The organism is Phenylobacterium aquaticum, assembly GCF_022695515.1.
Lineage (GTDB): Bacteria > Pseudomonadota > Alphaproteobacteria > Caulobacterales > Caulobacteraceae > Phenylobacterium > Phenylobacterium aquaticum.
Window position 1 is genome coordinate 50,705 of sequence record NZ_JALDPT010000012.1, and the last position, 21,657, is coordinate 72,361.

The following is a 21,657-nucleotide window of genomic DNA, read 5'->3' on the forward strand; positions in this document are numbered from 1 at the left end:
TCAGTCGACGCGTGTCTGGAGCGCGCGGGGGTTGGTCTTGCCGGCGATAGCGCTGGCTTCGCAGGGGTCGAGCAGATCTGAAACGGGAGCCTGTAGAACCTTCGCCGCGGCCTCGACGATGTGGCCCCAGGTGCAGCGGTTGGCGAACAGCATGCCGAACACGTCGAGCGTGCCGCCACGGCCGATGTAGCCCAGGGAGAGCATTCGATCCGGACCCGGGTCGATTCGGCGCAGCAGCCCCTGCATGGGTTCGGGGCGTGTGTGGGTCACCAGGACGCGGGGAAGGCCCTGTGGAAACGCCGCGTTCAGTTGTGCGCGGTCCTGGGTGACGGTCGCCTCGATCAGATCACGCGCGTTTCGCAGACGCGCGGGCTCCATCACGGCCGTCACGCACGCGCGCCGACCGCGCGCCTGCACCCGTTCGTAGGCCTGCAAAGCCTCCAAGGCCTGGTACGCGCCGATGGCGACGATCTGCACCTCCGCGTCGGCTGGATCACCCACCAGATTGCCCCAGCCTTGCGCCGCGAACGCCGCGGCGGCCGGACCTTCGAGCAGCGCGGGAAGCGGTCGCTTCGGCACGACCAGACAGGCGATGTGTCCGCGCGTCCGATAGACCTCGGCCAGCCCCGCGACCGCACTGTTGGCGTCCACGGGGAAAAGCACCCGCGCCGTATCCGACATCTCGCCGAGCAGGGCTTCCACAAGGCTGGGATCCTGGTGGGACTGCTCGTTCTTGGCGTTCTCCCAGGTGTGCGAAGTCGCGATCAGCGGGATCGAAATCCATTGCGGGGACACCCCGATCTCCCGCTGGCGGCGCGCGAAGACGATCTCCTGCCGCAGCGCGCCGAGCATCTTCATGGCGAAGGCTTCGTAGCTGACGATGAGGTTGAGACCGCCCTTGTTACCAAGGGCCGCGCCGCAGACCGCTTCCTCGTTGAGCGCCGTGATCACGCCGCCGTCGATGGCCTCCGCCGTTCCCGCTTCCGGCCGGTTCACCCGATGCTTCAATCGGTCGAGGGTGCGGCCCATGTGATTGCTGCGCAGCTCGTCGGGGTTTCCCACCCGCGGCCGCAGGTCAGGATTCGCGTCGATCAGGTCCACGAACCAGGCGTCAAGCGCGTCCATGGGCGAGGACGTCACCTCAGTCCATTCCGGGACCGGCTGGCGCGGCGCCGGTGGGTTCCGCGTCGCTGCGGCGTGGCGACTCTCCAACGGCCGGTGCTGAACGTCGTGGGTCTTCAGGACATCGACGGCCGCGGCGAGCTCGCGCTTGGGAACAAAGAGGGACGAGGCAGCGGCATTGAAAGCGTCGCGTGCGGCGCCGTCGTGCCGAGGGTTCCCCTCCAGCGGGAGGTTGTGCGCGCGGTTCGTCCCGGCGCCGGAAAGCCGAAGCCCTTCTCTGTGCGGGCGATGACATAGGGGAGCGGCGCCGGGTAGCGGCGCTGCGGGTCCGCCGTGAAGCGCTTCAGGCGCTCCTCGGATTCCAGAATGGCCCAGGCGAAGGCGGCGGGATCGCGACCATCTATGACCATCGGATCAAAACCGCTCAGCGACAGGTGACGCTCAAGCCATGTCGCGCCGCCCTCCTGCTCGATCTCGCTGCGCTCCTCGATGCGCCGGCCGTTCAGGATCATCACGGGCGTAGCGAGGCCACAGTCTTCCGCCCGCCACCAGCGCGGCGCCCAGTCGGATCCGCGCTGTTCTTCGAACGCCCCGTCGCTGAGGAACGCCACCAGGCTCTCACCGCGCAGCGGCATATGGATGTACTGCAGCTCGGCGAAGCCGAGGTAACCGCCTTCCGAGACCGCCCCCGCGGTCGTCGGCCCGAGGTGGCTGCCGAGCGGCGCCGCGGGCCGTCCGTCGGGCCGGATTTGATAGCCGTAGAAGTCGGAGACCAGCTGCGAGAGGCCGTCGTCCGAGCGCGGGTAGCGCGTGCGCTCAACGTCCGAGACATCGCCGGTCAGCACGTTCACGGCCTCGATCGCCGCAACGCAGTGGCCCTGCCCCATCACCCAGGCGCGGGTGGCGCCCGACAGAACATTGGCGGTCAGATAGCCCACGAAGGCCGGGACCATGTTGAGCGAACCCCCCGTGTGACCTTCCGGATCGTCCTTGAACGATTCCGCGGGAAGCGCGGCGCCGGAAAGGTCCACGCGGCGCGCATAGGTCATATGGACGACCAACCACATCGCCGCGCGCGTCAGCCGGTCCGCGGCCGCAAGGACCCGGTACACCGACTCCGCATCGGGCCAGACGCCGCGCTGAACCAGGCGCTCGGCGAGCGATGCGATCCGCTCGACGGTCGCCGGATCGCGTCGAAGCAGGCCGAAGCCCCCGGACCAATCGTCGACCCATTTTTGGCTCACGCCATCACCTCCACACGCCTAAAGGCGGTGTCGGTTAGGACGCGGGAGCGCTCTATCGCTTACAGCTGCGCCGCCGTCGCAAGGACGTTCCGGCCTCGGACGTAAGGACCGGAGCGTCGCCGCGTCCTTACGCGTGGCGATCCCAGCGAAACGCCGGGCGCAGCACAGGAAGAACGTCGATGACGCATCTCGACCAAGACTCCCTCAACCGCGTCGCGCCGACGCGCCTGGACATGTCCCTCGACGTCGGCCTGCGCCGGTTCATGATCGGGGTCTATAATAAGGTGGCGCTCGGCCTCGTGCTGTCGGCCGCCCTGGCCTATCTCACCAGCATGGTCCCGCCTATTCGGGACGCGATGTTCCGCCTAACGCCCGACGGTCGATTCGCCGGCTATACGCTGATCGGCATGGTCGTCGCCTTCGCGCCGCTGGTGGTCCTGATGGGCTCGATGTTCGCCATGCGCAAGCCCTCCGCGCGGGGCGCCGGCCTGCTCTTCTGGAGCATCAGCGCCCTGATCGGCGCCTCCCTCGGCGTCCTGGGCCTTGTCTATACCGGGGCCTCGCTCGCCACGACCTTCCTCATCACCGCCGCAGCCTTCGGCGGCCTCAGCCTGTTCGGCTATACGACGAAGAAGGATCTCACCGGTTTCGGGAGTTTTCTCCTGGTCGGTCTGGTCGGCTTGATCGTGGCGTCGCTGGTCCAGATGGTCTGGAACCCGCCCGGCTTCTCCTTCGTGATCAGCGCGCTGGGCGTGCTCATCTTCGCCGGCCTGATCGCGCACGACACCCAGAGGCTGGAGCTCACCTATCACGAGCTCGGCGGCGACACCGCCGCCCTGGGCGCAGCCAGCAGCTACGGAGCGCTCAGCCTCTACCTGGACTTCATCAACCTGTTCCAGTTCCTCTTGAACCTGTTCGGCCAGCGACGGTAAGTCCCGCGCTGGTGAAGAGTTCTGGCCCGCCAAGACCTGGGTGATGGCGACAGTCATCGGCGCCGCGCCTTAGAAGAACGCGCGCACCCCGACGACCAGGCTGGTGGTCTCCGCATCGCCGCCGTCGGCCCGGGCATAATCGGCCGTCCTACCGAGCTTGCGATCCCAGGACACCCCGACATAGGGCGCGAACTCGCGGCGGATCTCATAGCGCAGGCGCAGGCCCAGCTCGGCGTTGGACAGGCCTGAGCCGGTGCGGGTGGCGGCGGTGTCCTGGGCGGCGAAATTCAGCTCCACGCGGGGCTGCAGGATCAGCCGGTTGGTGAGCCGCAGATCGTAGAGACCCTCCAGTCGGCCCAGGAGTTCCCCCCTGTCCGACAGGAAGGCCGCGCCCTCCAGGTCGAACCAATAGGGCAGCAGGGTCTCGAACCCGACGGTCGCGTAGGTGCGCGCGTGCGGCTCGAGGTCCTGGCGCAGGCCCACCTGGACATCGGTATAGACCCCCACGGCCCGGGAATAGAGGGCCTGCAGTTCGGCGGCCTCGACCCCTTCGCCGCGGGCCCCCTCCCCTTCGCTCTTCAGCACCAGCCGGTGGATGTCGCCGCCGAACCAGGCCTGGCCGTCCCATCGGTAGCCATCCGCGCCGGAACGCGCCTGATATTCAGCCAGATTGGCCATGACCTTCCAGGTCGTCGCCGCTCCGTGCTCGCGCTGCAGCTGGACGCGCGCCGCGGCCATGGCGGCTGGCGCGAAGTACAGGTCCGCCGCACGGTCGGTTGGCGCGGGCGGGGGCGGCCCGTGCGGGATTTCCAGCGCCGGCGGACCGGCCGGGTCCTGGCCTGTCGTTTCGCCGGCGGCGGCGGGCGGCGAGGCCGGCGGCATCGACATGCCGGGCATCGACTCGGGCGCGGAGGCCGCCGGGCTAGCCGGGGCAGAATGCTGATGCGTGGCGGCCTTTGGCTTGGCGGGCGCCTTGGGCGGATCGCCCGGCATCACCATGCCCGGCATGGCGGCATGGTCCATGACCTGGGCGGCGGCGGGGCCGCCCACGACGAGCGGCGCCAGGGCGAGTAGGGCAAGGCGGCTCATGCGGCGGCTCCGTCGAGGGGCCGAACGCTGAACACTTGGAACATGCCGGCGTGCATGTGGTAGAGCATGTGGCAGTGGAACGCCCAGTCTCCGGGCTCCGCCGTGAAATCCCAGGACACCTCGCCGCCCGGCGCCACGATCACGGTGTGTTTGCGCGGGCCATGGCCCGCCGGTCCGTGGGTCAGCTCGAAGAAATGGCCGTGCAGGTGGATGGGGTGGGCCATCATGGTGTCGTTCACCAGTCGCACCCGCACCCGCTCGCCCTTCTCGAACGTGTAGGGCTTGGTCGTCTCGTTGAAGGCGAGCCCGTCGAACCCCCACATGAACCGCTCCATGTTGCCGGTCAGGCGGATATCCAGCGCGCGGGTCGGCATGCGCAGGTCAGGGCCAGGCTCAAGGGCGATCAGGTCCTTGTAGACCAGCACCCGGTGGCCGACGCTTTCGAGGCCCTGGCCCGGTTCGCCGGTCCGGTCCATGGGCATGGGCGTGATCATCTGTACACCGGGACCAAGCTTCACCTGGGGCGCGTTCTGGCCATCGCGCATCGACATGGTCATGCCGCCCATGTCGCCCATCGCATCCGAGCCCCGCGCCCGAGGCGGCGCCATGCCCGGCGCCGGCTTCGCGCCGGCGGCGTGGTCGGCCCCGCCCATGCCCGACATGGCGCTCATGTCCATGCCCATGTCGCGCATGTTGGCGAGCGGCCTGCCCCGCAAGGGTGGAACCGGCGCGACCATGCCTGGGCGCGGAGCCAGGGTCGCGCGCGCCATGCCGGAACGGTCGACCGCCTCGGCCACGAGGGTGAAGGCCTGATCCTGGGTCGGCTGGACAATGACGTCATAGGTCTCGGCGTTGCCGATCTGGAACTCGTCGACCTCGACCGGCTGCACGTTCTGACCGTCCGCGGCCACGACTGTCATCTTCAGGCCCGGAATGCGGACATTGAAGATCATCTGCGCAGCGGCGTTGATGAAGCGCAGGCGCACCCGCTCGCCGGGCGCGAACAGGCCGGTCCAATTGTCGCCAGGTCCGTGCCCGTTGACCAGGAAGGTCATCACCGCCCCGGTGATGTCGGAGATGTCGGTGGGGTCCATGAGCATCTTGGCCCATTCCCGCCGCTCCTGGAGCGTCTGATCCCGGCCAGCGACCAGGCCTGCCAGGGTCTGCTTCTGGTGGTTGAACAGCCCCGACTGCTGCTTCAGCCGCTTGAAGATGACGTGGGGGTGCATGAAACTATAGTCGGAAAGCACGACCATGTGCTCGCGGTCATAGGCGACCGGATCGGGGCCGGCCGGATCGATGATGATCGGCGCCAGGTGCCCCATCGGCTCCTGCAGGCCCGAGTGGCTATGATACCAGTAGGTCCCGGATTGCTTGAGCCCGAAGTCGTAGACGAAGGTCTCGCCGGGCTTGATGCCCGGGAAGCTCAGCCCCGGCACCCCGTCCATGTGCGATGGCGTCAGCAGCCCGTGCCAGTGGATCGAGGTGTCCTCCGCCAGGTCGTTGGTCACCGAAATCCGGACGGCCTGCCCCTCCTTCAGGCGCAGCAAGGGGCCCGGCATCGTGCCATTGATCGCCACGGCGTGGCCCTCTCGGCCGTCGATCGTGACGCTGGCGTGCCCGATCCGAAGATCGATATTCGGTCCGCTCAGGGCGGGAAGGCCCGGCGTCGTCCCGGCTGCGGCGCACATCCCCAGCTGGGGGTCAGGCCGGCGAGCGCGAGCCCACTGCCGAGCAGGGAGGCGCTGCGCAACAGCTGGCGGCGGTCAAAATCCTTCATGTCGCTGCGACGTCCCAAACGCGTTGATTGGCGAAAGCGCGCGGCCCGTGCGCTTTCCTCGGATACGCACGGCCCAGCCCATGGCCCTCACGCCGGTCGCGAGGGGTCGGCCCCGGACCGTGCGTATCCTGTTTTGAGGCGGCCGCCGGTCGCTCTGTCTGGAGATCCACATGGTCCGTCTCTCGTTGTCCCGTCCCGTTCTCGCGCTGGCCGCAGCCGCCGCCCTCCTCGCCGCGGCCTCCGGGGCGCAGGCCCATGCCCACCTGGTCAGCGCCACGCCGGCGGCCAACGCCGCTGTCGCCGCGCCCAAGAGCCTCAGTCTCACCTTCTCCGAAAAGCTCGAGCCGAAGTTCTCCGGCATCGACCTGATGACCGCCGATGGCAAGTCGGTGGCGCTCAAGTCGTCGGTCGCCGCTAAGGACCACAAGACCCTCACCGGCGCCTTGGCCGCGCCCCTCGCTCCCGGAAGCTATATGGTCATGTGGCATGTCGTCTCCGCCGATGGCCACCGGATGAAGGGTGACTTCAGCTTCACCGTCCGCTGAGCCGCCCATGCAATCCGCCCTTGAGGTCACGGCGCGCCTGATCCAGTTCGCCGCCGCCACCGTGCTCTTCGGCGCGCCGCTGTTCTTCCTGTACGGGTTGCGGGCCCGCTCGGGCGATATGCCGGCCCGCCTTGGCTGGCCACGCTGGGGCCTGTTCCTGGCCGGCGCCACCCTGCTGTTCGCGGCGGCCGCCTCGCTGTGCGCCCAGACGGCGTCCATGACCGGTGAACCCGCCGCGGCGTTCCAACCCGCCAGTCTTTGGGAGGTGCTGGCCGGGACCCAGTTCGGCCTGGCCATCGCCGCGCGGATGGGCCTGGCCACCGCGGCCCTCATCCATGGGCTGATGGTGCGGCCGTCACGGCTCCTCTGGGCGGTGCTCGCCGGTCTGGGCGCAGGCGCCTTGGCCAGCTTCGCCTGGACGGGGCATGGCGGCGCGAATGATGGCGTCGCGGGCATCATCCATCTTGGCGCTGACATCATCCACCTGCTGGCTGCAGGCGTCTGGCTGGGGGCGCTGGCGGTCCTGGCCGCCCTGCTGACGGCGGCCCGCCCAAGCCCAGACCGTTGGACCCTGCAGACGCTCCATCGCGGACTCGAGGGCTTTTCCGGCGTCGGGACCGCGGTGGTGGCGCTCCTCCTGCTCACCGGCCTGGTCAACAGCTGGTTCCTGATCGGGCCGACCCACCTGGGCGCCCTGTGGACCACGGCGTACGGGCTGCTGCTGGGAGCCAAGATCCTGGTCTTCGCCGGCATGCTGGGGCTCGCCGCGATCAACCGGTTCCGGCTCACGCCTGGCCTCGGCGCGGCCCTCGCCGCCGCGCCGCCCCAGGCGGCGTTGGCGGCGCTGCGGCGAAGCATCCTTCTGGAGACCGTCGCGGCCATCGCCATCCTTGCCCTGGTCAGCCTGCTGGGAACGCTTGCGCCGCCGGCCGCCATGGACTGAGACGGCGGCCAGAGATCGTGCGTCAAACGCCGAGACCTGGCGCGCCGTTCCCGACTTGAGCGAGGAGTCTTCGGCAATTCCACTCCATGTTTAGGTAATCGCCGTGTATTCGACCCCGAACACCAACATTCCCACTGTGTCAATGTTGATCAATTTGCTTCAATATTTGCGTTCCATTAGGATCAAGGCGCCAGGCTGAGGCCAGCCATCTGCCCAAGGCCGCGCCAACAGCCGGATCCGCCATGCCTCAGAACCTCAAAGCCCTGACCTCCCTGCGCTTCATCGCGGCCATGTGGGTGGTCAGCTACGACTACTGGCACGACCTCATGGCCGTCACCCCGCGCCTGGTGAGCAAGGGCTACCTCGGGGTCGAGCTGTTCTTCGTGCTGTCGGGCTTCATCCTCAGCCACGTCTACCTGCAGGGCTTCGGGACTCGCAGCTTCCGCTACGCCGACTTCCTCTGGGCCCGCCTGGCGCGGGTCTATCCCGTCCATCTGGCGACGCTCCTGGGCATGGGGGCCCTGATCGCCGGCGCCACGCTCCTGGGGGTCCAGGCCGGCGACAAGGCGCTGGTCTGGTCGTCCCTTCCGGCCCAACTCACCCTGACCCAGGCCTGGGGTCTGGGACTGCATGGCGGCTGGAACCATCCCTCCTGGTCGATCTCGGCGGAATGGTTCGCCTACCTGACCTTCCCGGTGTTCGCGGCCCTGGCCTGGGCTCTGCGCCGCCGCCCCGGCCTCGCCGTGATCCTGGCCCTGATCCTGGTCGCCGTGCTGGAGATCGGCTTCGAGCGGCTGGCGGGATTCCCCCTCACCCGCGCGACCATCGCCTGGGGTGCGCTGCGGATCGTTCCCTGCTTCGCCCTGGGCTGCGCCGTCCACCTGCTGTGGTCGGCGCGCCCGATCCTGCGCCCGTCCCTGGCGATCACCAGCGCCGCGGCGAGCCTCGGCGCGATCCTGCTGGCGACGCAGACGGGCGCTCCGGATGCGGTCGCGATCGCGCTCTTCGGGGCGCTGATCTACAGCCTTGCGGGCCTGGCCAGCGCCGGGACGCGGTTGCTGACCGCGGCGCCCTTGGTCTATCTCGGCGAAGTCAGCTTCGCGGTCTATATGATGTGCATCCCCTGGCAGCTGGTCTTCGAGAAGGCCGCTCACCGGATTTTGGGCCTCGCCGAGGGACCCATGCCGCTGGCCCTGTGGCTGGCGATGTTCGCGGGCGTCGTTCCCGCCGCGATGATCCTGCACCATCTCGTCGAACGCCCGGCGCGCGACGCCATGCGCCGCCACGGCGTACCCTTTCAGCGCAACCGCACCCGGCTTGCGGCGCGATCGGCGGCGCTGGTCGCCGGCAATTGATCTTGATCATATGACCTGCCGCGCCAGAGACTGTAGAAGGGACTGGATGCGAATTCTGCTCGCCCTTCTGGCCGTGCTGGCCCTGCTTGCGAACCCGGTGACCGCCGCGGCCGCCCAGGTCGCTTGCGCGACCCAGGGGGATGCAAGCGCCGGGAACAGCATGGCCGATATGCCGGGCATGTCCGACGCCAAGGTCGCGGGGGCGAATTCCAATCCCTGCTGCGACCATTCCGGGACGTCCAAGGCGGCCGGACTCAGCTGCGTCCAGGCCTGCGCCACGGCGTGCGCGGTCATGGTGGCCCTGCCGAACCCGGCCGTCTCGGTCGCCCGCTATGCGACCGCCGCCGTCGTCCGCCCAGCGTCGATGACCTCCCGCGCCTCCCAGGCCCCAGCCCGGCTCGAACGACCTCCCAGATCGATCGGCTGACCCGCGGCGCGCAGGCGCCGCCGGGATCACGCGCCTAACCGCGCGTCAGCCGGCCGGACACCGTCCGGCCACAGCCATCGATCCTTTGAGAGAGTCTTCCCATGTCCATTCGTGAAGTCCTGGCCGCGAGCGCGCTGTCGCTCGGCCTCGTCCTGACCCTGGCCGCCGCCCCGGCCGCCGCCCAGCCCTACGGCAAGGGCGGGAACTACAGCCTGGCCCCGCGCGTCGCACCTGATCCCCGGGCCACGACCGGCGCCAAGGCCGGCGAATTTCCGCCCCAGCAGCAGGCCATGTGCGTCTGCCCGATGATGAAACGCGGCGATGCTGCGCCTCATCCGGGCGCCGCCCCCGGCCTGCCCGGCTAGCCGACTTCCCCGCCGCGCCGGTTATCCCCTGGCGCGGCGACGGAGGGCGCCGACGGGTGCTCACGACCACCCGTCGGCGCTTCCGCCCGGCCGCCCCTTGTCCCGACCATCGCCCCAGGAGCCCAAGATGCGCCCTGCCTGGTTGTTCGCCGCCTCGGCCTTGCTGGCCAGCGCGACCCAAGCCGCCCCCCTGACCTTCGACGCCGCCTTGAGGCTCGCCGAGCAAGACGCCCCCAGCCTGGCGGCCAAGGCGCTCGACGTCGCCGCGGCCCGGTCATCCGCCGTCGCCGCCGGCCGGCTGCCGGATCCCAAGCTGCGGCTGGGCCTCGACAATTTCCCGGTCTCTGGCCCGCCGGCCTGGCGTTTCGGTCCGGAGAGCATGACCATGGCCACCCTGGGCGTGATGCAAGACGTGCCCAACGCCGGCAAGCGGCGGTCGGCGCGAGATCGCGCCGCCGCCGATATCGGTGCGGCGGAAGCCTCCGGCCGCCTCGAGACCCGCGATGTGCGGCTGGGTGCGGCCCTGGCCTGGATCGACCTCCACTACGCCGAGCGCCGGCTCGCAGCCCTGGACGAGGTCGACCGGGCCTTGGCGCCCCTGCGCGGGGCCGCGCCCGCCCAGCTGGTCTCCGGCGCCGTACGGCCCGCCCAGGCCCTGGAGGCCGAACAGTTGACCGCGGTCCTGGGCGACCGCCGCGCCGAGCTCATCTCGGCAGCGGCCAAGGCCCGGTCTGAACTCGCCCGATGGACCGGGGACGCCTTCGCCGAGGTGATCGGCGCGCCGCCATCCTACGATCTCGCCCCCGCCAGGCTTCGGGCCGGCCTCGACGGGCTTCCCACCCTCACCGCCTATGACGCCCTGACCCACCAGGCCGACGCCGATCTGGCCGCCGCCAGGGCCGAAAAACATCCCGACTGGAGCTGGGACCTCACCTACCAGCGCCGCGACCCGATGTGGGGCGACATGGTCTCGCTCGGCGCGACGGTCAGCCTACCGGTCTTCGCGGGCAAACGTCAGGACCCCCTCATCGTCGCCCGCGCCGCCAGCGCCAGCCGAGTGCGCCTGGAGCGTGAGGCCGCCCGCCGCCAGGTCCGCTCGGCGCTCGACACCGACCTCGCCGACCTGACTAGGCTCCGCGACCGGCTGGCGCGCGCCGACACCCTCCTGGTCCCGTTGGCCAAGCGCCGCGCGGACCTGGACACCGCCAGCTACGCCGCGGGCTCGGCCGGTCTGGGCGATGTGCTGCAGGCCTTCCTGGCCCTGGCCGACACCCACATCGACCGCCTGGATCGCGAGGCTGAGCTTACCCGCGAAGCCGCCCGCATCGCCCTCACCTACGGAACCGACGCGCCATGACCGCCTTGACCTCCACCCGCGCAGCGCTGGCCCTGGCCGCGGCCGCCCTGACCCTGGCCGCCGGCGCCGCCGGCTTCGGCCTGGCCCAGCTCGGTCGCCCTCACACCGTGCAGCCACCCCCCGCGCGCGGCCGGCCCCAAGGTGCTCTACTGGTACGACCCGATGGTCCCGGCTCAGCATTTCGACAAGCCGGGCAAGTCGCCGATGGGGATGGAGATGGTCCCCAAATACGCCGAGACGGCGCCAGGCGCCGTTGGGGTCCGCATGGACCCTTCGGCAGTCCAAAACCTCGGCATGCGGCTGGCGACCGTCCAAAGAGGCGACTTCGCCGAGCGCGTCGAGGCTACCGGAGCCCTCGACTTCAACCAGCGTCAGGTCGCCGTCGTCGAGGCCCGCGCGGCGGGCTTCGTCCAACGGGTCTATGGCCGCGCGCCCGGGGACGTGGTCGCCGCCGGCGCGCCGATCGCCGATCTCCTGGTCCCCAGCTGGGAGGGGGCCCAGGCGGAGTACCTGGCGGTGCGACGCGCCGGGAGCCCGGCGCTGGAAGCCGCCGCGCGGCAGCGCCTGCGGCTGCTGGGCATGCCCGAGGGCCTGATCGCCGCTGTCGCCCGCGACGGTCGGCCGCGCACGGTGGTGACGGTCACGACCCCCGTGGGCGGGGCGATCCAGACCCTCGACGTCCGCCAGGGCATGACCGTCAGCCTGGGCCAGACCCTGGCTCAGGTGTCGGGCCTGTCGACGGTCTGGCTCAACGCCGCCGTGCCCGAGGCCCAGGCCGGACGGCTTTCGGTGGGGACGCCCGCTCGCGCCGAACTCACCGCCTATCCTGGCGAAACCTTCACCGGCAAGGTGGCCGCCGTGCTGCCCGCCGCCGAGCCGCAGAGCCGCACCCTGACCGCCAGGATCGAGCTTGCGAACCACGACGGGCGGCTGAAGCCCGGCATGTTCGCCACGGTCCACCTGGACGGCCCGGCACGGCCGGCCCTCTTCGTGCCCTCGGAGGCGGTGATCCGCACCGGCCGGCGCGCGCTGGTGATGCTGGCCGCTCCGGGCGGACGCTATCGGCCCGTGGAGGTCCGGCCCGGACGCGAGGACGGGGATCGCACCGAGATCCTCGCCGGCCTCGACGAGGGCGACAAGGTCGTGGCTTCCGGCCAGTTTCTGATCGATTCCGAGGCCAGCCTGTCCGGCCTCGACGCCAGGCCGCTCGCCGCGACGCCAGCAGCCTCGCCCCAGGCCTCGGCCCCGGCCGCGCTCAACGAGACGCGCGGGCGCATCGAGGCGTTGTCGGGCGACCAGATCACGCTTAGCCACGAGGCGGTCCCGGCGATCGGCTGGCCGGCCATGACCATGACCTTCACCCTGGACCCGTCGGGCCTTGGGCGTGGATTGAAGGTCGGCGATCGGGTGGGCTTCGGCTTCGAGCAACGGCCCTCCGGCGCCTTCATCCGCCGCATCGCCAAGGGCCGCCCCCAATGATCGCCGCCCTGATCCGCGCCTCGGTTCGCCACCGCGTCTTCGTCCTGCTGGCCGCCCTGGCGCTGCTGGCCGCCGGCGTCATGGCGCTGCGGACCACCCCCGTCGATGCGCTGCCGGACCTCTCGGACGTCCAGGTGATCATCCGCACCTCCTATCCTGGCCAGCGCCGCAGATCGTCGAGAACCAGGTCACCTATCCGCTCGCCACCACCATGCTCTCGGTCCCGGGGGCCAAGACGGTGCGGGGCTACTCCTTCTTTGGCGACAGCTTCGTCTATGTGCTGTTCGAGGATCGCACCGACCTCTACTGGGCCCGGTCGCGGGTGCTCGAATATCTGAACCAGGTGCAGAGCCGGCTTCCGCCCGAGGCCAAGGCCTCGCTAGGCCCCGACGCGACCGGGGTCGGCTGGGTCTATGAGTACGCCCTGGTCGACCGCACCGGACGCCATGACCTCGCCCAGCTGCGGTCCCTGCAGGACTGGTTCCTGCGCTACGAGCTGAAGACCCTGCCCGGCGTGGCCGAGGTCGCCTCCATCGGCGGCATGGTCAAGCAGTACCAGGTGGTCCTGGATCCCGTGAAGCTCGCCGCCTACGGCGTCACCCAGGCTGAGGCGGCCGAGGCGATCCAGAAGGCCAATTCGGAGACCGGCGGCTCGGTGCTGGAGCTGGCCGAGGCCGAGTACATGGTCCGCGCCTCGGGCTACCTGAAGTCGCTCGACGACTTTCGCGCCATCCCGCTTCGGACCGCCCCCGGCGGGATTCCGGTGCGATTGGGCGAGGTCGCCACCATCCAGATCGGCCCGGAGATGCGCCGCGGCGTCGCCGAGCTGAACGGGCAGGGCGAGGTCGCCGGCGGTGTGGTCATCCTGCGCTCCGGCAAGAACGCCCGGGCGACCATCACGGCGGTGAAGGGCAAACTCACCGAGCTCAAGGCCAGCCTGCCCGCCGGCGTCGAGATCGTGCCCACCTATGATCGCTCCCAGCTGATCGACCGGGCGATCGGCAACCTGCGCGAAAAGCTGATCGAGGAGTTCATCGTCGTCGCCCTGGTCTGCGCGTTGTTCCTCTGGCACGCGCGCTCGGCCCTGGTGGCGATCCTGACCCTGCCGCTTGGGGTGCTGTTCGCCCTGCTGGTCATGCGGGTCCAGGGCGTCAACGCCAACATCATGTCGCTGGGCGGCATCGCCATCGCGGTCGGGGCCATGGTCGACGCCGCCGTGGTGATGATCGAGAACGCCCACAAGAAGATCGAACATTGGGAACTCGACCATCCGGGCGAACGCCTCGAAGGCGAGACCCGCTGGGGCGTGATCACCGAGGCCGCGGCCGAGGTGGGCCCGGCCCTGTTCCTCAGCCTGGTGATCATCACCTTGTCGTTCGTGCCGGTGTTCTCGCTGCAGGGCCAGGAGGGGCGGCTGTTCTCGCCGCTGGCCTTCACCAAGAGCTACGCCATGGCCGGGGCGGCCATCCTGTCGGTGACCCTGGTCCCGGTGCTGATGGGCTGGTTGATCCGCGGCCGCATTCCGGCGGAAGGCGCCAACCCGCTGAACCGCTGGCTGACCGCGCTCTATCGCCCGGCCCTGGACGCGGTCCTGGCCCACCCGCGCGCCACCCTCGTGGCGGCGGCCCTGGTCTTCGCCACCGCAGCCTGGCCTCTCAGCCAGCTGGGCGGCGAGTTCATGCCGCAGATGAACGAGGGCGACCTGCTCTACATGCCCTCGGCCCTGCCAGGCCTGTCGGCCCAGAAGGCCGCCCAGCTGCTGCAGACCACCGATCGGCTAATCAAGGCCGTCCCGGAGGTGGAGACCGTGTTCGGCAAGGCCGGACGGGCCGAGAGCGCCACCGATCCGGCCCCGCTGGAGATGTTCGAGACCGCCATCCAGTTCAAGCCGAGGTCGCAATGGCGGCCAGGCATGACCCCGGAAAAGCTGGTCGAGGCGCTGGACCGGGCGGTGAAGGTCCCTGGCCTCACCAATGTCTGGGTCCCCCCCATCCGCAACCGCATCGACATGCTGGCCACCGGGATCAAGAGTCCGATCGGGGTGAAGGTTTCCGGGGCCGACCTCGCTGAGATCGACCGCATCGCCCAGAAGGTCGAGGCCGTGGCCAAGACCGTCCCGGGGGTGAGTTCGGCCCTGGCCGAGCGGCTGACCGGCGGCCGTTATGTGGATGTGGACATCGACCGGGGCGCGGCCGCGCGGCTCGGGCTCAACATCGCCGACGTCCAGGCGATCGTCTCCAGCACCATCGGCGGCGAGAATATCGGCCAGACCGTCGAGGGCCTAGCGCGCTATCCGATCAGCCTGCGCTATCCGCGCGAGCTGCGAGGCAGCCTGGAGGGCCTGCGCGCCCTGCCCATCCTCACGCCTGCGGGCCAGCAGACCACCCTGGGGGCCATCGCCCGGATCGAGATCGCCGACGGTCCGCCGATGCTGAAGACCGAGAACGGGCGGCCGTCGACCTGGGTCTATGTCGATGTGCGCGACCGCGACCTGGCCTCGGTGGTCTTGGACCTGCGCAAGGCGGTGTCGCGGGACGTCAAGCCGACGCCGGGGGTCTCGATCGCCTATTCGGGCCAGTTCGAGTACCTGCAGCGCGCCGTCGAGCGGCTGAAGCTGGTGGTCCCAGCGACCCTGCTGATCATCTTCCTGCTGCTCTACGTCACCTTCGGCCGCCTGGATGAGGCGGCGTTGATCATGGCCACCCTGCCCTTCGCGCTCACCGGCGGCGTCTGGACCCTCTACTGGCTGGGCTACGACCAGTCTGTGGCCACGGGGGTGGGGTTCATAGCCCTGGCCGGGGTCTCGGCCGAGTTCGGGGTGGTGATGCTGATCTATCTGAAGCACGCCCTGGCCGAGCGCGGCCCCGACCCCGCTCCCGCGGGTATCGAAGCCGCCGTCCGTGAGGGCGCCCTGCTGCGGGTCCGCCCCAAGGCCATGACCGTGGCGGTGATCCTGGCCGGTCTGCTGCCCATCCTGCTCGGCCACGGCTCAGGCTCGGAGGTGATGAGCCGCATCGCCGCGCCCATGATCGGCGGCATGCTTACCGCCCCCTTGCTCTCGATGCTGGTGATCCCCGCCGGCTATCTGCTGCTGCGCCGGCGGTCGGCCAGGGCGGCACGCGCGGGCGCGGCGTCGTCTTTGATGAACCGCACATGACCGGAGGGCTCAGCGGAAGCTCAGGCGAGACGGCGTCTCCTATGCCTGCGCCCCACAGGCGCCGGTTCAAGGAGTGGAGACATGAGGAAACTGATCAGCGCCCTGCTCGCGACCCTGGCAGTCGGCGCCTTTGCCGCGCCAGCGATGGCGCATGACGACGATGAGGCGCGCTACGGACAATATTTCGGCGGCTATCAGAGCTTCGACGCGCTCTACCAACACGACTATGCCGGGATCCGGCATGGCGTGAGCGACGGGGCCTATTCCCCGCAGGAAGCCCGCCAGTTCCTGTGGGAGCTGCGGCAGGTCCGCCAGCGTGAATCCTACTATCGTTCCCGCGACGGATATCTTAGCCCGCCGGAGGGCCGCGACATCCAAGTTCGCTTGCAACGTCTGCACGACATCATGCACGAGGCCCATGAAGAGGGTCACGAGACCCAGGACGACGACTGGAACGGCTATGGCGGCTACAGCCCGCGCCACTGACCTCGCACGGCCGCTAGAACCCGACGAGGGAAACCTGCGCCGCCGCGCGTACCCTTCAAGACAGCTGACGCCCGTTCCTGCCACCGCACCGACTGGAGACTAACGATGAGATTTCTGCTTGCCGCCGCCCTGACGCTCACCACCGCCGGAACCGCCCTCGCCCAGACCGGCGGGACGGCCACGCCGGATGCGCACGCCGCCGACCACGCCGCCATGGTCATGGCCGACGGCGAGGGGGTGGTGAAGTCCGTGGACGCCAAGGCCGGGACCGTGACCCTCCAGCATGCTCCGATCCCGGCCCTGAAGTGGCCGGCCATGACCATGCCGTTCAAGGCGTCTCCGCCTTCGATCCTGCAGTCGGTCAAGGTCGGTCAGGCCGTCCGCTTCAAGCTCATGCAGATGAACGGCGCGACCACGGTGACGGCGATCCAAGCCAAATAGGTCCGCGCCGGACCTCGCCCTCACTCTGAACGGGCGGGTGAGGTCTGGTCGGCCGTGCGAAGGATCGGCGCCTCTGGGCGCTCACCGTCCGCGCCGATCGACGACAGGTCGCGCAACACCTCGGCCAGGGCCTGCAGTCCCGCGATGCGCGCCTCAAGATCGGCGAGATGCTGATCGGCTTCGAACCGGAGTTCGTCCGCCGGGCGTTCTCGTTCGCGCCACAACGCCAAGAGCCGGGCGATCTCCTCGACGGAAAATCCGAGGTCGCGGGCGCGCCGGATGAAGGTCAGCTCATGGATTTCGCGCAGGCCGAAGCTTCGGTAGTTGCCCTCGGTCCGGTCGGCCAGACGCACCAGACCGATCCGCTCATAATAGCGGATCATCTTGGTCGAGACGCCTGAGGCTTCCGCCGCTCGCCCGATATTCATGCCCGCCACACCTCCGTTTGATATACGTCCGGAGAGGTCGGCATCCCTCACGGTGGTGCGACGCAGACGCTTAAACCCAGGTGGTCAGGGGATTGGGGTCTCGCGAGGCGTATACCTTGGGCAGAGGCGAGGACCTTAGGATGACCCCACGACTGGATGACCTTGTCGAACGGCTGGCCGCGGCGCCGATCGACCATGGGCTTGAGGGACTTGAGGCCGGCGTCAGCCGCAGCATCGCCGCCCGGCGCGCCCAGTCTCGCGCCAGCGCAGCCTTCGCCCCCGTGGGCGTGGCCTCCGTCGGACTGGCCCTGGCCATCGGCCTGACGGCGGGCGGGTTGACCGCCGCGACCGCCGCCGCCGCGGAACCCAAGGTCGGGAGCTTCCTGGTCGCTTCGAACCTCGCGCCGTCAAGCCTGCTGGACGACTGATGAGCCTGGCGCGAAGCATCATCCTGACCCTGGTCCTGTCGATCCTGGCGGCGGCGGTCGGGGTCTGGGGCGGGGTCAAATATGTCGCGTCCCGCGCCCACCCACGACCGGGTCTGGACGAAATGCTGCACCAGCGCGTGCATCTTACGGCCGAACAGGAGCGCCGCATCGAGGGCCTCGAGCGTGACCACGCTGGCAAACGGCGGGCGATGGAGGCGGAGATGCGGGCTGCAAACGCCGCCCTGGCTCAATCCTACCAGGAGTCCCACGCCTATTCGCCGAAGGTGCAGGCGGCCATCGACCGGTTCCACTGGGCCATGGACGCCATGCAGAAGGAGACGATGATCCATGTCATCGCCATGCGCGCGGTGCTCACGCCCGATCAGGCGGCGCAGTTCGACGACATGGTGGTCAAGTCACTGACCGCCGACGGATCGTGAGCGCGGGGGACGCCCCCCCAGACGCGGCGCTCGCCCGCCGCGCCGCCGAGGGCGACGAACGGGCCTTCTCCGAACTGGTCCGGCGGCACAAGGAGCCGCTCTATCGGCTGCTGCGCCGCTATACCGGCGACGCTGACGACGCCTATGAGGCGGCTCATGAGGCGTTCATCGCGGCCTGGTTGGCGATCGGGCGCTACGATCCGTCCCGGTCCTTCCTGGCCTGGCTGCGCACCATCGCGATCAACAAGGCGCGCGACCGTGGGCGGCGGGCGTCCTTTCGCCGCCTGCTGTTCGGGTCCGAAGGCCTGGACGGTCACGCCGCCCTGGCCCAACCCGACCCGGGCGTCGCGGCCGATGACACGGTCATCCTTGGCCAGCAGATTCAGGTGCTGGACCACGCCATCGCCAGGCTCCCCGCCCCGCTCAAGGAAGCTCTGCTGCTCACCGCCTTCGACGGCTGGTCTCAAGCCGAGGCCGGCGACATCCTGGGCGTCTCCGCCAAGACCATCGAGACCCGCGTCTACCGGGCCCGGAAGATCCTGGCCGGAACGCTCGACCCTGAACTGCGGCCAAAAGCCTGACGGGAATCCGACCATGAAGACAATCTCACTCACCGCGCTGACCGCCGCCCTCGCCCTGGGCCTGACCAGTGGAGCGATCGGCCATCCCGGCGCTCCCCACGCAGCCTTATCGCCGTCCGCCCTTCCGGCGGAGGCCCAGGCCGCCGCCCTGACCGTCGACGCCTTCCACGCGGCCCTTGGGCGTGGCGACGCTCCCGCCGCCGCCGCCCTGCTCGATGACAAGGCCTCGATCTTCGAGGAAGGCGAAGCCGAACAGTCCAAGGCGGCCTATGTCGGAGGGCACCTCCCCGCTGACATCGCCTATCTGAAGGACGTGCGGGACGTCATCGTCGATCGCACCGGATCCGCGGCGGACGGCTTGGCTTGGATCGCGACCCAGGGTCGGGCGCAAGGCCGCTATCATGACCGGGCGGTGGATCGTGAGACCACTGAAACCATGGTCCTGAGGCGAACGCCCCAGGGCTGGCGCATCGTCCACATCCATTGGTCCTCCCATGCGGCCAAGGCGCCCGAATGATACGCCAGGTCGTCCGTTGACACAGCGCAAGGACAGGCTTGGCCGGCGCTGACATCAGACCCAGGAAGCTGGAGACCTCGAAATGAGCTTTGCGAGCGTGCTGGCGATACTATCCGGGGGGCCCGACGACGCGGACGCCCTGAAGGCGGCGGCGCGGCTGACGCGGGAGGTCGGGGGCGAGGTCCGCGCCATCTTGGCCATCCCGACGCTGGAAGACCTGGAACGCGATTCCGGCGGCTACATGACCCAGGATGCCGTCGACTATGTCCAGGACGGGAACACCGAGGTTCGACGTCGCGTCGAGGGCGTCATCCAGAAGGTCGTTGAGCCGTCGGGACTGATCGCAGCGGGGGGTCGAATGACCTTGCTTCCGGAGCAGCCCGGGCTTGAGTTCGAGGTCCTTGGCGAGACGCCCTTGTGCGATGTGCTGGTCGTGGGCCGATCGACATTCCAGGGCCTCGGCGTGTGGAGTGGCGTCGTATCGGCGCCGCTCCTGGCGGCGCGTCTGCCCTTCATGATCGTGGGTCAAGTGCTCGAGCCCGCGGGAGTCGTCGCCATCGCATGGGACGGCGGCCAGGCCGCAGGGCGGGCCGTTCGCGCCGCCTTGCCCTTGCTAACCGTCGCTTCAAAGGTCGTGATCCTCCAGGATCCCGAGCACCTCAGCGCCGCCCAGGGGCGGTCGGCCGCGCCGGAACGGCTGGTGGACTATCTGCGCCTGCACGGCGTGCGCGACATTGAAATCCTCCGCCGTCCCGGCGTCAGCCGCGGGGACGGCCTGTCGATCCTGGCGAAGGACTGCGGCGCCACATTGCTGGTCGCCGGCGCCTTCAGCCATACGCGCCTGTTGGAGGCGATGTTCAGGGGCCACACCGAGGCGATGCTGCAGGGGCCAGGACCGTTCAACCTGCTCCTGACCCACTGAGGCGCTCGACAGCGTCTGATTGGGTCAGCCGTTCAGCGTCTCGAACGCCTTGAGCAGGTTGGCCGGGTTGAGTTGCCCCTTATAGACCTCCGGCGGACGGCGCTTCAGACCGAGCAGGGCGTAGACGGCGACCATGGCGGAGCGCACCGAATATTCCACCGTGAAGACCACATCGTCGGGAAGCTCCACGAATTGACCGAGCAGCCCAAGATTGGCGTAGCCCTCGGGGATCGGCTGCGGCCGGTCGCCGGGCCGGCGGGGCAGGAACTGACTGGTGATGAAGGGCATCATGCACGGCAGGCAGATTGCGTCCTGCATGAGGCTCGCGGACTGGGCCTGCAGGCCCAGGTGGCCCAGCACCTCCATCAGGATTTCGCGCCGCGGCACTGAGCCATGGGCGTCTTCACGAAATCGCCTGGCCGATCGACGAAGAGCCCGTAACCCCAGAAAACCGTGACGTCGTCAGGTTGCCCCTGGAAGTGGGGCTGGTGCGGGACGACGATGGACATCAGCCAACTCGACTGGGCGAAGGTCACCAGCCCGCCCTCCCCTGGCACATTGCCGGTCAGGTCCCTGATGGCGTTCAGAAGGTCGGAATGCTTGAGCGTGGTGGTGAAGGACAGCCACTTGGACGCGCCGATGTCATTGTCGAAGGCGGCGGGGCGACCCAGTTCCGGGCGCCCCTCGGCGAGCCGTTCCCACAACCGCCAGGCCCCTTCGTCGGGCTTCCCCAACATGGTCGCCGGCGCGTCCATTGAACCCTGGCTCGACGCTTCTGTCATGGAGCCCAGGGTGACGAGCACGATGTCATCCGGCGAAACGTCAAGGCGCTCGGGCCGACCGGCGCGCTCCAGGTGCAGGGTCTCCACCCGGTGTCCGGCCGGGCCGTCAGCGAAGTCCAGATCGGTGATCCGGGTCTCAAGCTCGAACCGCACACCGCGTTCCTCCAGCCACCTGTGCAGGGGCAGCACAAGGGAGTCGAACTGATTGTAGGGCGTGCGCATAATGCCTTCGAGGCGGCTGAACCCCGACACCATGTGCATGAACCGGATCAAGTAGCGCTTCAGTTCGATGGCGCTGTGCCAGGGCTGAAAGGCGAAGGTCGTGGCCCACATGAACCAGAAATTCGTCTCGAAGAAGCTCGCGTCGAAATGGGCCTCGATCGTGCTGTCGCCGAGGGCGTGCTCGGACCGCAGCACCAGTTTTTCGAGCGCCCGCTTGTGAGCCTCGGCCAGCCCGAATTCAGGCGCGACCTCGCGGCGGCCGTCCCGGAACAACCTGGACTTCGACCCGGTCTTCAGGGTTTCGTTCCACTGGAAGATTTCCTGGGTCACCGTCTGGCGCCCATCCAGCGCGGGGATCGAGGAGAACAGGTCGTATGTGCAGAGATACTTGCTCTCCAGCATCCGGCCGCCACGCACCATATAGCCGCTCCGCGGATCGCCGGAACCGTCGAGGCTGCCGCCCAGGCGCGGCTGTTCCTCGAAGACGGTGATGTCGCCGCCGACCATATCCCCATCGCGAATGAGGACGACAGCGGCGGCGAGCGAGGCGACCCCGCCGCCCACCAGATAGGCCTTTTTCGGCATGTACGACATGTTCGGGCTCCAGAGGGCGAC

At 69.2% G+C, this 21,657-nt stretch carries 20 protein-coding genes and 2 pseudogenes; 16 read left to right on the forward strand and 6 right to left on the reverse strand.

Annotated elements, in window-relative coordinates; translation table 11 throughout:
• Together MQH10_RS10695 and MQH10_RS10700 are read right to left on the reverse strand one after the other, a co-directional pair.
• A complete protein-coding gene (locus MQH10_RS10695) occupies positions 1–1,125 on the reverse strand; it encodes a phosphoketolase family protein (RefSeq protein WP_242564048.1) in 1,125 nt (374 codons plus the stop codon).
• 113 nt (positions 1,126–1,238) lie between these two features.
• Entirely contained in the window at positions 1,239–2,366 is a 1,128-nt protein-coding gene (locus MQH10_RS10700) for a phosphoketolase family protein (protein WP_242564049.1), read from the reverse strand.
• Positions 2,367–2,545: 179 nt separating this feature from the next.
• On the opposite strand from MQH10_RS10700, the gene MQH10_RS10705 reads away from it, so the two are divergent.
• Positions 2,546–3,298 carry a Bax inhibitor-1/YccA family protein gene (locus MQH10_RS10705; RefSeq protein ID WP_242564050.1) on the forward strand — a complete coding sequence of 251 codons (753 nt, stop codon included), beginning with the start codon at positions 2,546–2,548 and terminating at the stop codon, positions 3,296–3,298.
• A 69-nt stretch (positions 3,299–3,367) separates the two neighbouring features.
• On the opposite strand, the gene MQH10_RS10710 is transcribed toward MQH10_RS10705, so the two are convergent.
• Together MQH10_RS10710 and MQH10_RS10715 are read right to left on the reverse strand one after the other, a co-directional pair.
• Entirely contained in the window at positions 3,368–4,387 is a 1,020-nt protein-coding gene (locus MQH10_RS10710; RefSeq protein ID WP_242564051.1) for a copper resistance protein B, read from the reverse strand.
• Positions 4,384–6,078, reverse strand: coding sequence for a copper resistance system multicopper oxidase (locus MQH10_RS10715; RefSeq protein WP_419720763.1), 1,695 nt, complete (start codon positions 6,076–6,078; stop codon positions 4,384–4,386). The genes MQH10_RS10710 and MQH10_RS10715 overlap by 4 nt, the downstream gene beginning before the upstream one ends.
• Before the next feature lie 259 nt (positions 6,079–6,337).
• Between MQH10_RS10715 and copC the strand changes: the two genes are divergently transcribed.
• The 10 genes and pseudogenes from copC (at position 6,338) to MQH10_RS10765 (ending at position 16,722) form a co-directional block, all read left to right on the forward strand.
• Positions 6,338–6,712, forward strand: coding sequence for a copper homeostasis periplasmic binding protein CopC (gene copC, locus MQH10_RS10720; RefSeq protein WP_242564052.1), 375 nt, complete (start codon positions 6,338–6,340; stop codon positions 6,710–6,712).
• A 7-nt stretch (positions 6,713–6,719) separates the two neighbouring features.
• A complete protein-coding gene (copD, locus tag MQH10_RS10725) occupies positions 6,720–7,655 on the forward strand; it encodes a copper homeostasis membrane protein CopD (protein WP_242564053.1) in 936 nt (311 codons plus the stop codon).
• A gap of 242 nt (positions 7,656–7,897) precedes the next feature.
• Positions 7,898–9,010: an acyltransferase family protein gene (locus MQH10_RS10730; protein ID WP_242564054.1), complete on the forward strand. Its 1,113-nt coding sequence runs from the start codon at positions 7,898–7,900 to the stop codon at positions 9,008–9,010.
• A gap of 46 nt (positions 9,011–9,056) precedes the next feature.
• Positions 9,057–9,437 (forward strand): hypothetical protein, encoded by a 381-nt coding sequence (locus MQH10_RS10735; RefSeq protein ID WP_242564055.1) that lies wholly within the window; start codon positions 9,057–9,059, stop codon positions 9,435–9,437.
• A 101-nt stretch (positions 9,438–9,538) separates the two neighbouring features.
• A complete protein-coding gene (locus MQH10_RS10740) occupies positions 9,539–9,802 on the forward strand; it encodes a hypothetical protein (protein ID WP_242564056.1) in 264 nt (87 codons plus the stop codon).
• A gap of 127 nt (positions 9,803–9,929) precedes the next feature.
• Entirely contained in the window at positions 9,930–11,159 is a 1,230-nt protein-coding gene (locus tag MQH10_RS10745) for a TolC family protein (protein WP_242564057.1), read from the forward strand.
• 141 nt (positions 11,160–11,300) lie between these two features.
• Positions 11,301–12,638, forward strand: coding sequence for an efflux RND transporter periplasmic adaptor subunit (locus MQH10_RS10750; RefSeq protein WP_242564058.1), 1,338 nt, complete (start codon positions 11,301–11,303; stop codon positions 12,636–12,638).
• A pseudogene (locus tag MQH10_RS10755) lies at positions 12,635–15,795 on the forward strand (efflux RND transporter permease subunit). Before MQH10_RS10750 ends, MQH10_RS10755 begins: the two are co-directional and overlap by 4 nt.
• An 81-nt stretch (positions 15,796–15,876) precedes the next feature.
• Entirely contained in the window at positions 15,877–16,281 is a 405-nt protein-coding gene (locus MQH10_RS10760; protein WP_242564059.1) for a hypothetical protein, read from the forward strand.
• A gap of 105 nt (positions 16,282–16,386) precedes the next feature.
• Positions 16,387–16,722 carry a copper-binding protein gene (locus tag MQH10_RS10765; protein WP_242564060.1) on the forward strand — a complete coding sequence of 112 codons (336 nt, stop codon included), beginning with the start codon at positions 16,387–16,389 and terminating at the stop codon, positions 16,720–16,722.
• A 20-nt stretch (positions 16,723–16,742) separates the two neighbouring features.
• Here MQH10_RS10765 and MQH10_RS10770 read toward each other — a convergent pair whose 3' ends face one another.
• Positions 16,743–17,150, reverse strand: a complete 408-nt coding sequence (locus MQH10_RS10770) for a MerR family DNA-binding protein (RefSeq protein ID WP_242564061.1) — start codon at positions 17,148–17,150, stop codon at positions 16,743–16,745.
• Between the two features lie 140 nt (positions 17,151–17,290).
• Here MQH10_RS10770 and MQH10_RS10775 point away from each other — a divergent pair, with 140 nt between their 5' ends.
• The 5 genes from MQH10_RS10775 (at position 17,291) to MQH10_RS10795 (ending at position 20,038) form a co-directional block, all read left to right on the forward strand.
• Positions 17,291–17,578 carry a hypothetical protein gene (locus tag MQH10_RS10775; RefSeq protein WP_242564062.1) on the forward strand — a complete coding sequence of 96 codons (288 nt, stop codon included), beginning with the start codon at positions 17,291–17,293 and terminating at the stop codon, positions 17,576–17,578.
• Positions 17,578–18,018, forward strand: a complete 441-nt coding sequence (locus tag MQH10_RS10780; RefSeq protein ID WP_242564063.1) for a Spy/CpxP family protein refolding chaperone — start codon at positions 17,578–17,580, stop codon at positions 18,016–18,018. The genes MQH10_RS10775 and MQH10_RS10780 overlap by 1 nt, the downstream gene beginning before the upstream one ends.
• Positions 18,015–18,599 (forward strand): RNA polymerase sigma factor, encoded by a 585-nt coding sequence (locus MQH10_RS10785; RefSeq protein WP_242564064.1) that lies wholly within the window; start codon positions 18,015–18,017, stop codon positions 18,597–18,599. Before MQH10_RS10780 ends, MQH10_RS10785 begins: the two co-directional genes overlap by 4 nt.
• Positions 18,600–18,612: 13 nt before the next feature.
• Complete coding sequence (locus MQH10_RS10790) at positions 18,613–19,116, forward strand: nuclear transport factor 2 family protein (protein ID WP_242564065.1); 504 nt, start codon at positions 18,613–18,615, stop codon at positions 19,114–19,116.
• Positions 19,117–19,198: 82 nt separating this feature from the next.
• Positions 19,199–20,038 carry a universal stress protein gene (locus MQH10_RS10795; protein ID WP_242564066.1) on the forward strand — a complete coding sequence of 280 codons (840 nt, stop codon included), beginning with the start codon at positions 19,199–19,201 and terminating at the stop codon, positions 20,036–20,038.
• A gap of 24 nt (positions 20,039–20,062) precedes the next feature.
• Here MQH10_RS10795 and MQH10_RS10805 read toward each other — a convergent pair.
• A pseudogene (locus MQH10_RS10805) lies at positions 20,063–21,636 on the reverse strand (oleate hydratase).
• Between the last annotated feature and the right edge of the window lie 21 nt (positions 21,637–21,657).

Bases quoted from the DNA above. Each gene is read 5' to 3' on its own strand.
- MQH10_RS10695 (WP_242564048.1), bottom strand. From the start codon at position 1,125: ATGGACGCGCTTGACGCCTGGTTCGTGGACCTGATCGACGCGAATCCT.
- MQH10_RS10705 (WP_242564050.1), top strand. From the start codon at position 2,546: ATGACGCATCTCGACCAAGACTCCCTCAACCGCGTCGCGCCGACGCGC.
- MQH10_RS10710 (WP_242564051.1), bottom strand. From the start codon at position 4,387: ATGAGCCGCCTTGCCCTACTCGCCCTGGCGCCGCTCGTCGTGGGCGGC.
- MQH10_RS10715 (WP_419720763.1), bottom strand. From the start codon at position 6,078: ATGTGCGCCGCAGCCGGGACGACGCCGGGCCTTCCCGCCCTGAGCGGA.
- copC (WP_242564052.1), top strand. From the start codon at position 6,338: ATGGTCCGTCTCTCGTTGTCCCGTCCCGTTCTCGCGCTGGCCGCAGCC.
- copD (WP_242564053.1), top strand. From the start codon at position 6,720: ATGCAATCCGCCCTTGAGGTCACGGCGCGCCTGATCCAGTTCGCCGCC.
- MQH10_RS10730 (WP_242564054.1), top strand. From the start codon at position 7,898: ATGCCTCAGAACCTCAAAGCCCTGACCTCCCTGCGCTTCATCGCGGCC.
- MQH10_RS10735 (WP_242564055.1), top strand. From the start codon at position 9,057: ATGCGAATTCTGCTCGCCCTTCTGGCCGTGCTGGCCCTGCTTGCGAAC.
- MQH10_RS10740 (WP_242564056.1), top strand. From the start codon at position 9,539: ATGTCCATTCGTGAAGTCCTGGCCGCGAGCGCGCTGTCGCTCGGCCTC.
- MQH10_RS10745 (WP_242564057.1), top strand. From the start codon at position 9,930: ATGCGCCCTGCCTGGTTGTTCGCCGCCTCGGCCTTGCTGGCCAGCGCG.
- MQH10_RS10760 (WP_242564059.1), top strand. From the start codon at position 15,877: ATGAGGAAACTGATCAGCGCCCTGCTCGCGACCCTGGCAGTCGGCGCC.
- MQH10_RS10765 (WP_242564060.1), top strand. From the start codon at position 16,387: ATGAGATTTCTGCTTGCCGCCGCCCTGACGCTCACCACCGCCGGAACC.
- MQH10_RS10770 (WP_242564061.1), bottom strand. From the start codon at position 17,150: ATGAATATCGGGCGAGCGGCGGAAGCCTCAGGCGTCTCGACCAAGATG.
- MQH10_RS10775 (WP_242564062.1), top strand. From the start codon at position 17,291: ATGACCCCACGACTGGATGACCTTGTCGAACGGCTGGCCGCGGCGCCG.
- MQH10_RS10780 (WP_242564063.1), top strand. From the start codon at position 17,578: ATGAGCCTGGCGCGAAGCATCATCCTGACCCTGGTCCTGTCGATCCTG.
- MQH10_RS10790 (WP_242564065.1), top strand. From the start codon at position 18,613: ATGAAGACAATCTCACTCACCGCGCTGACCGCCGCCCTCGCCCTGGGC.
- MQH10_RS10795 (WP_242564066.1), top strand. From the start codon at position 19,199: ATGAGCTTTGCGAGCGTGCTGGCGATACTATCCGGGGGGCCCGACGAC.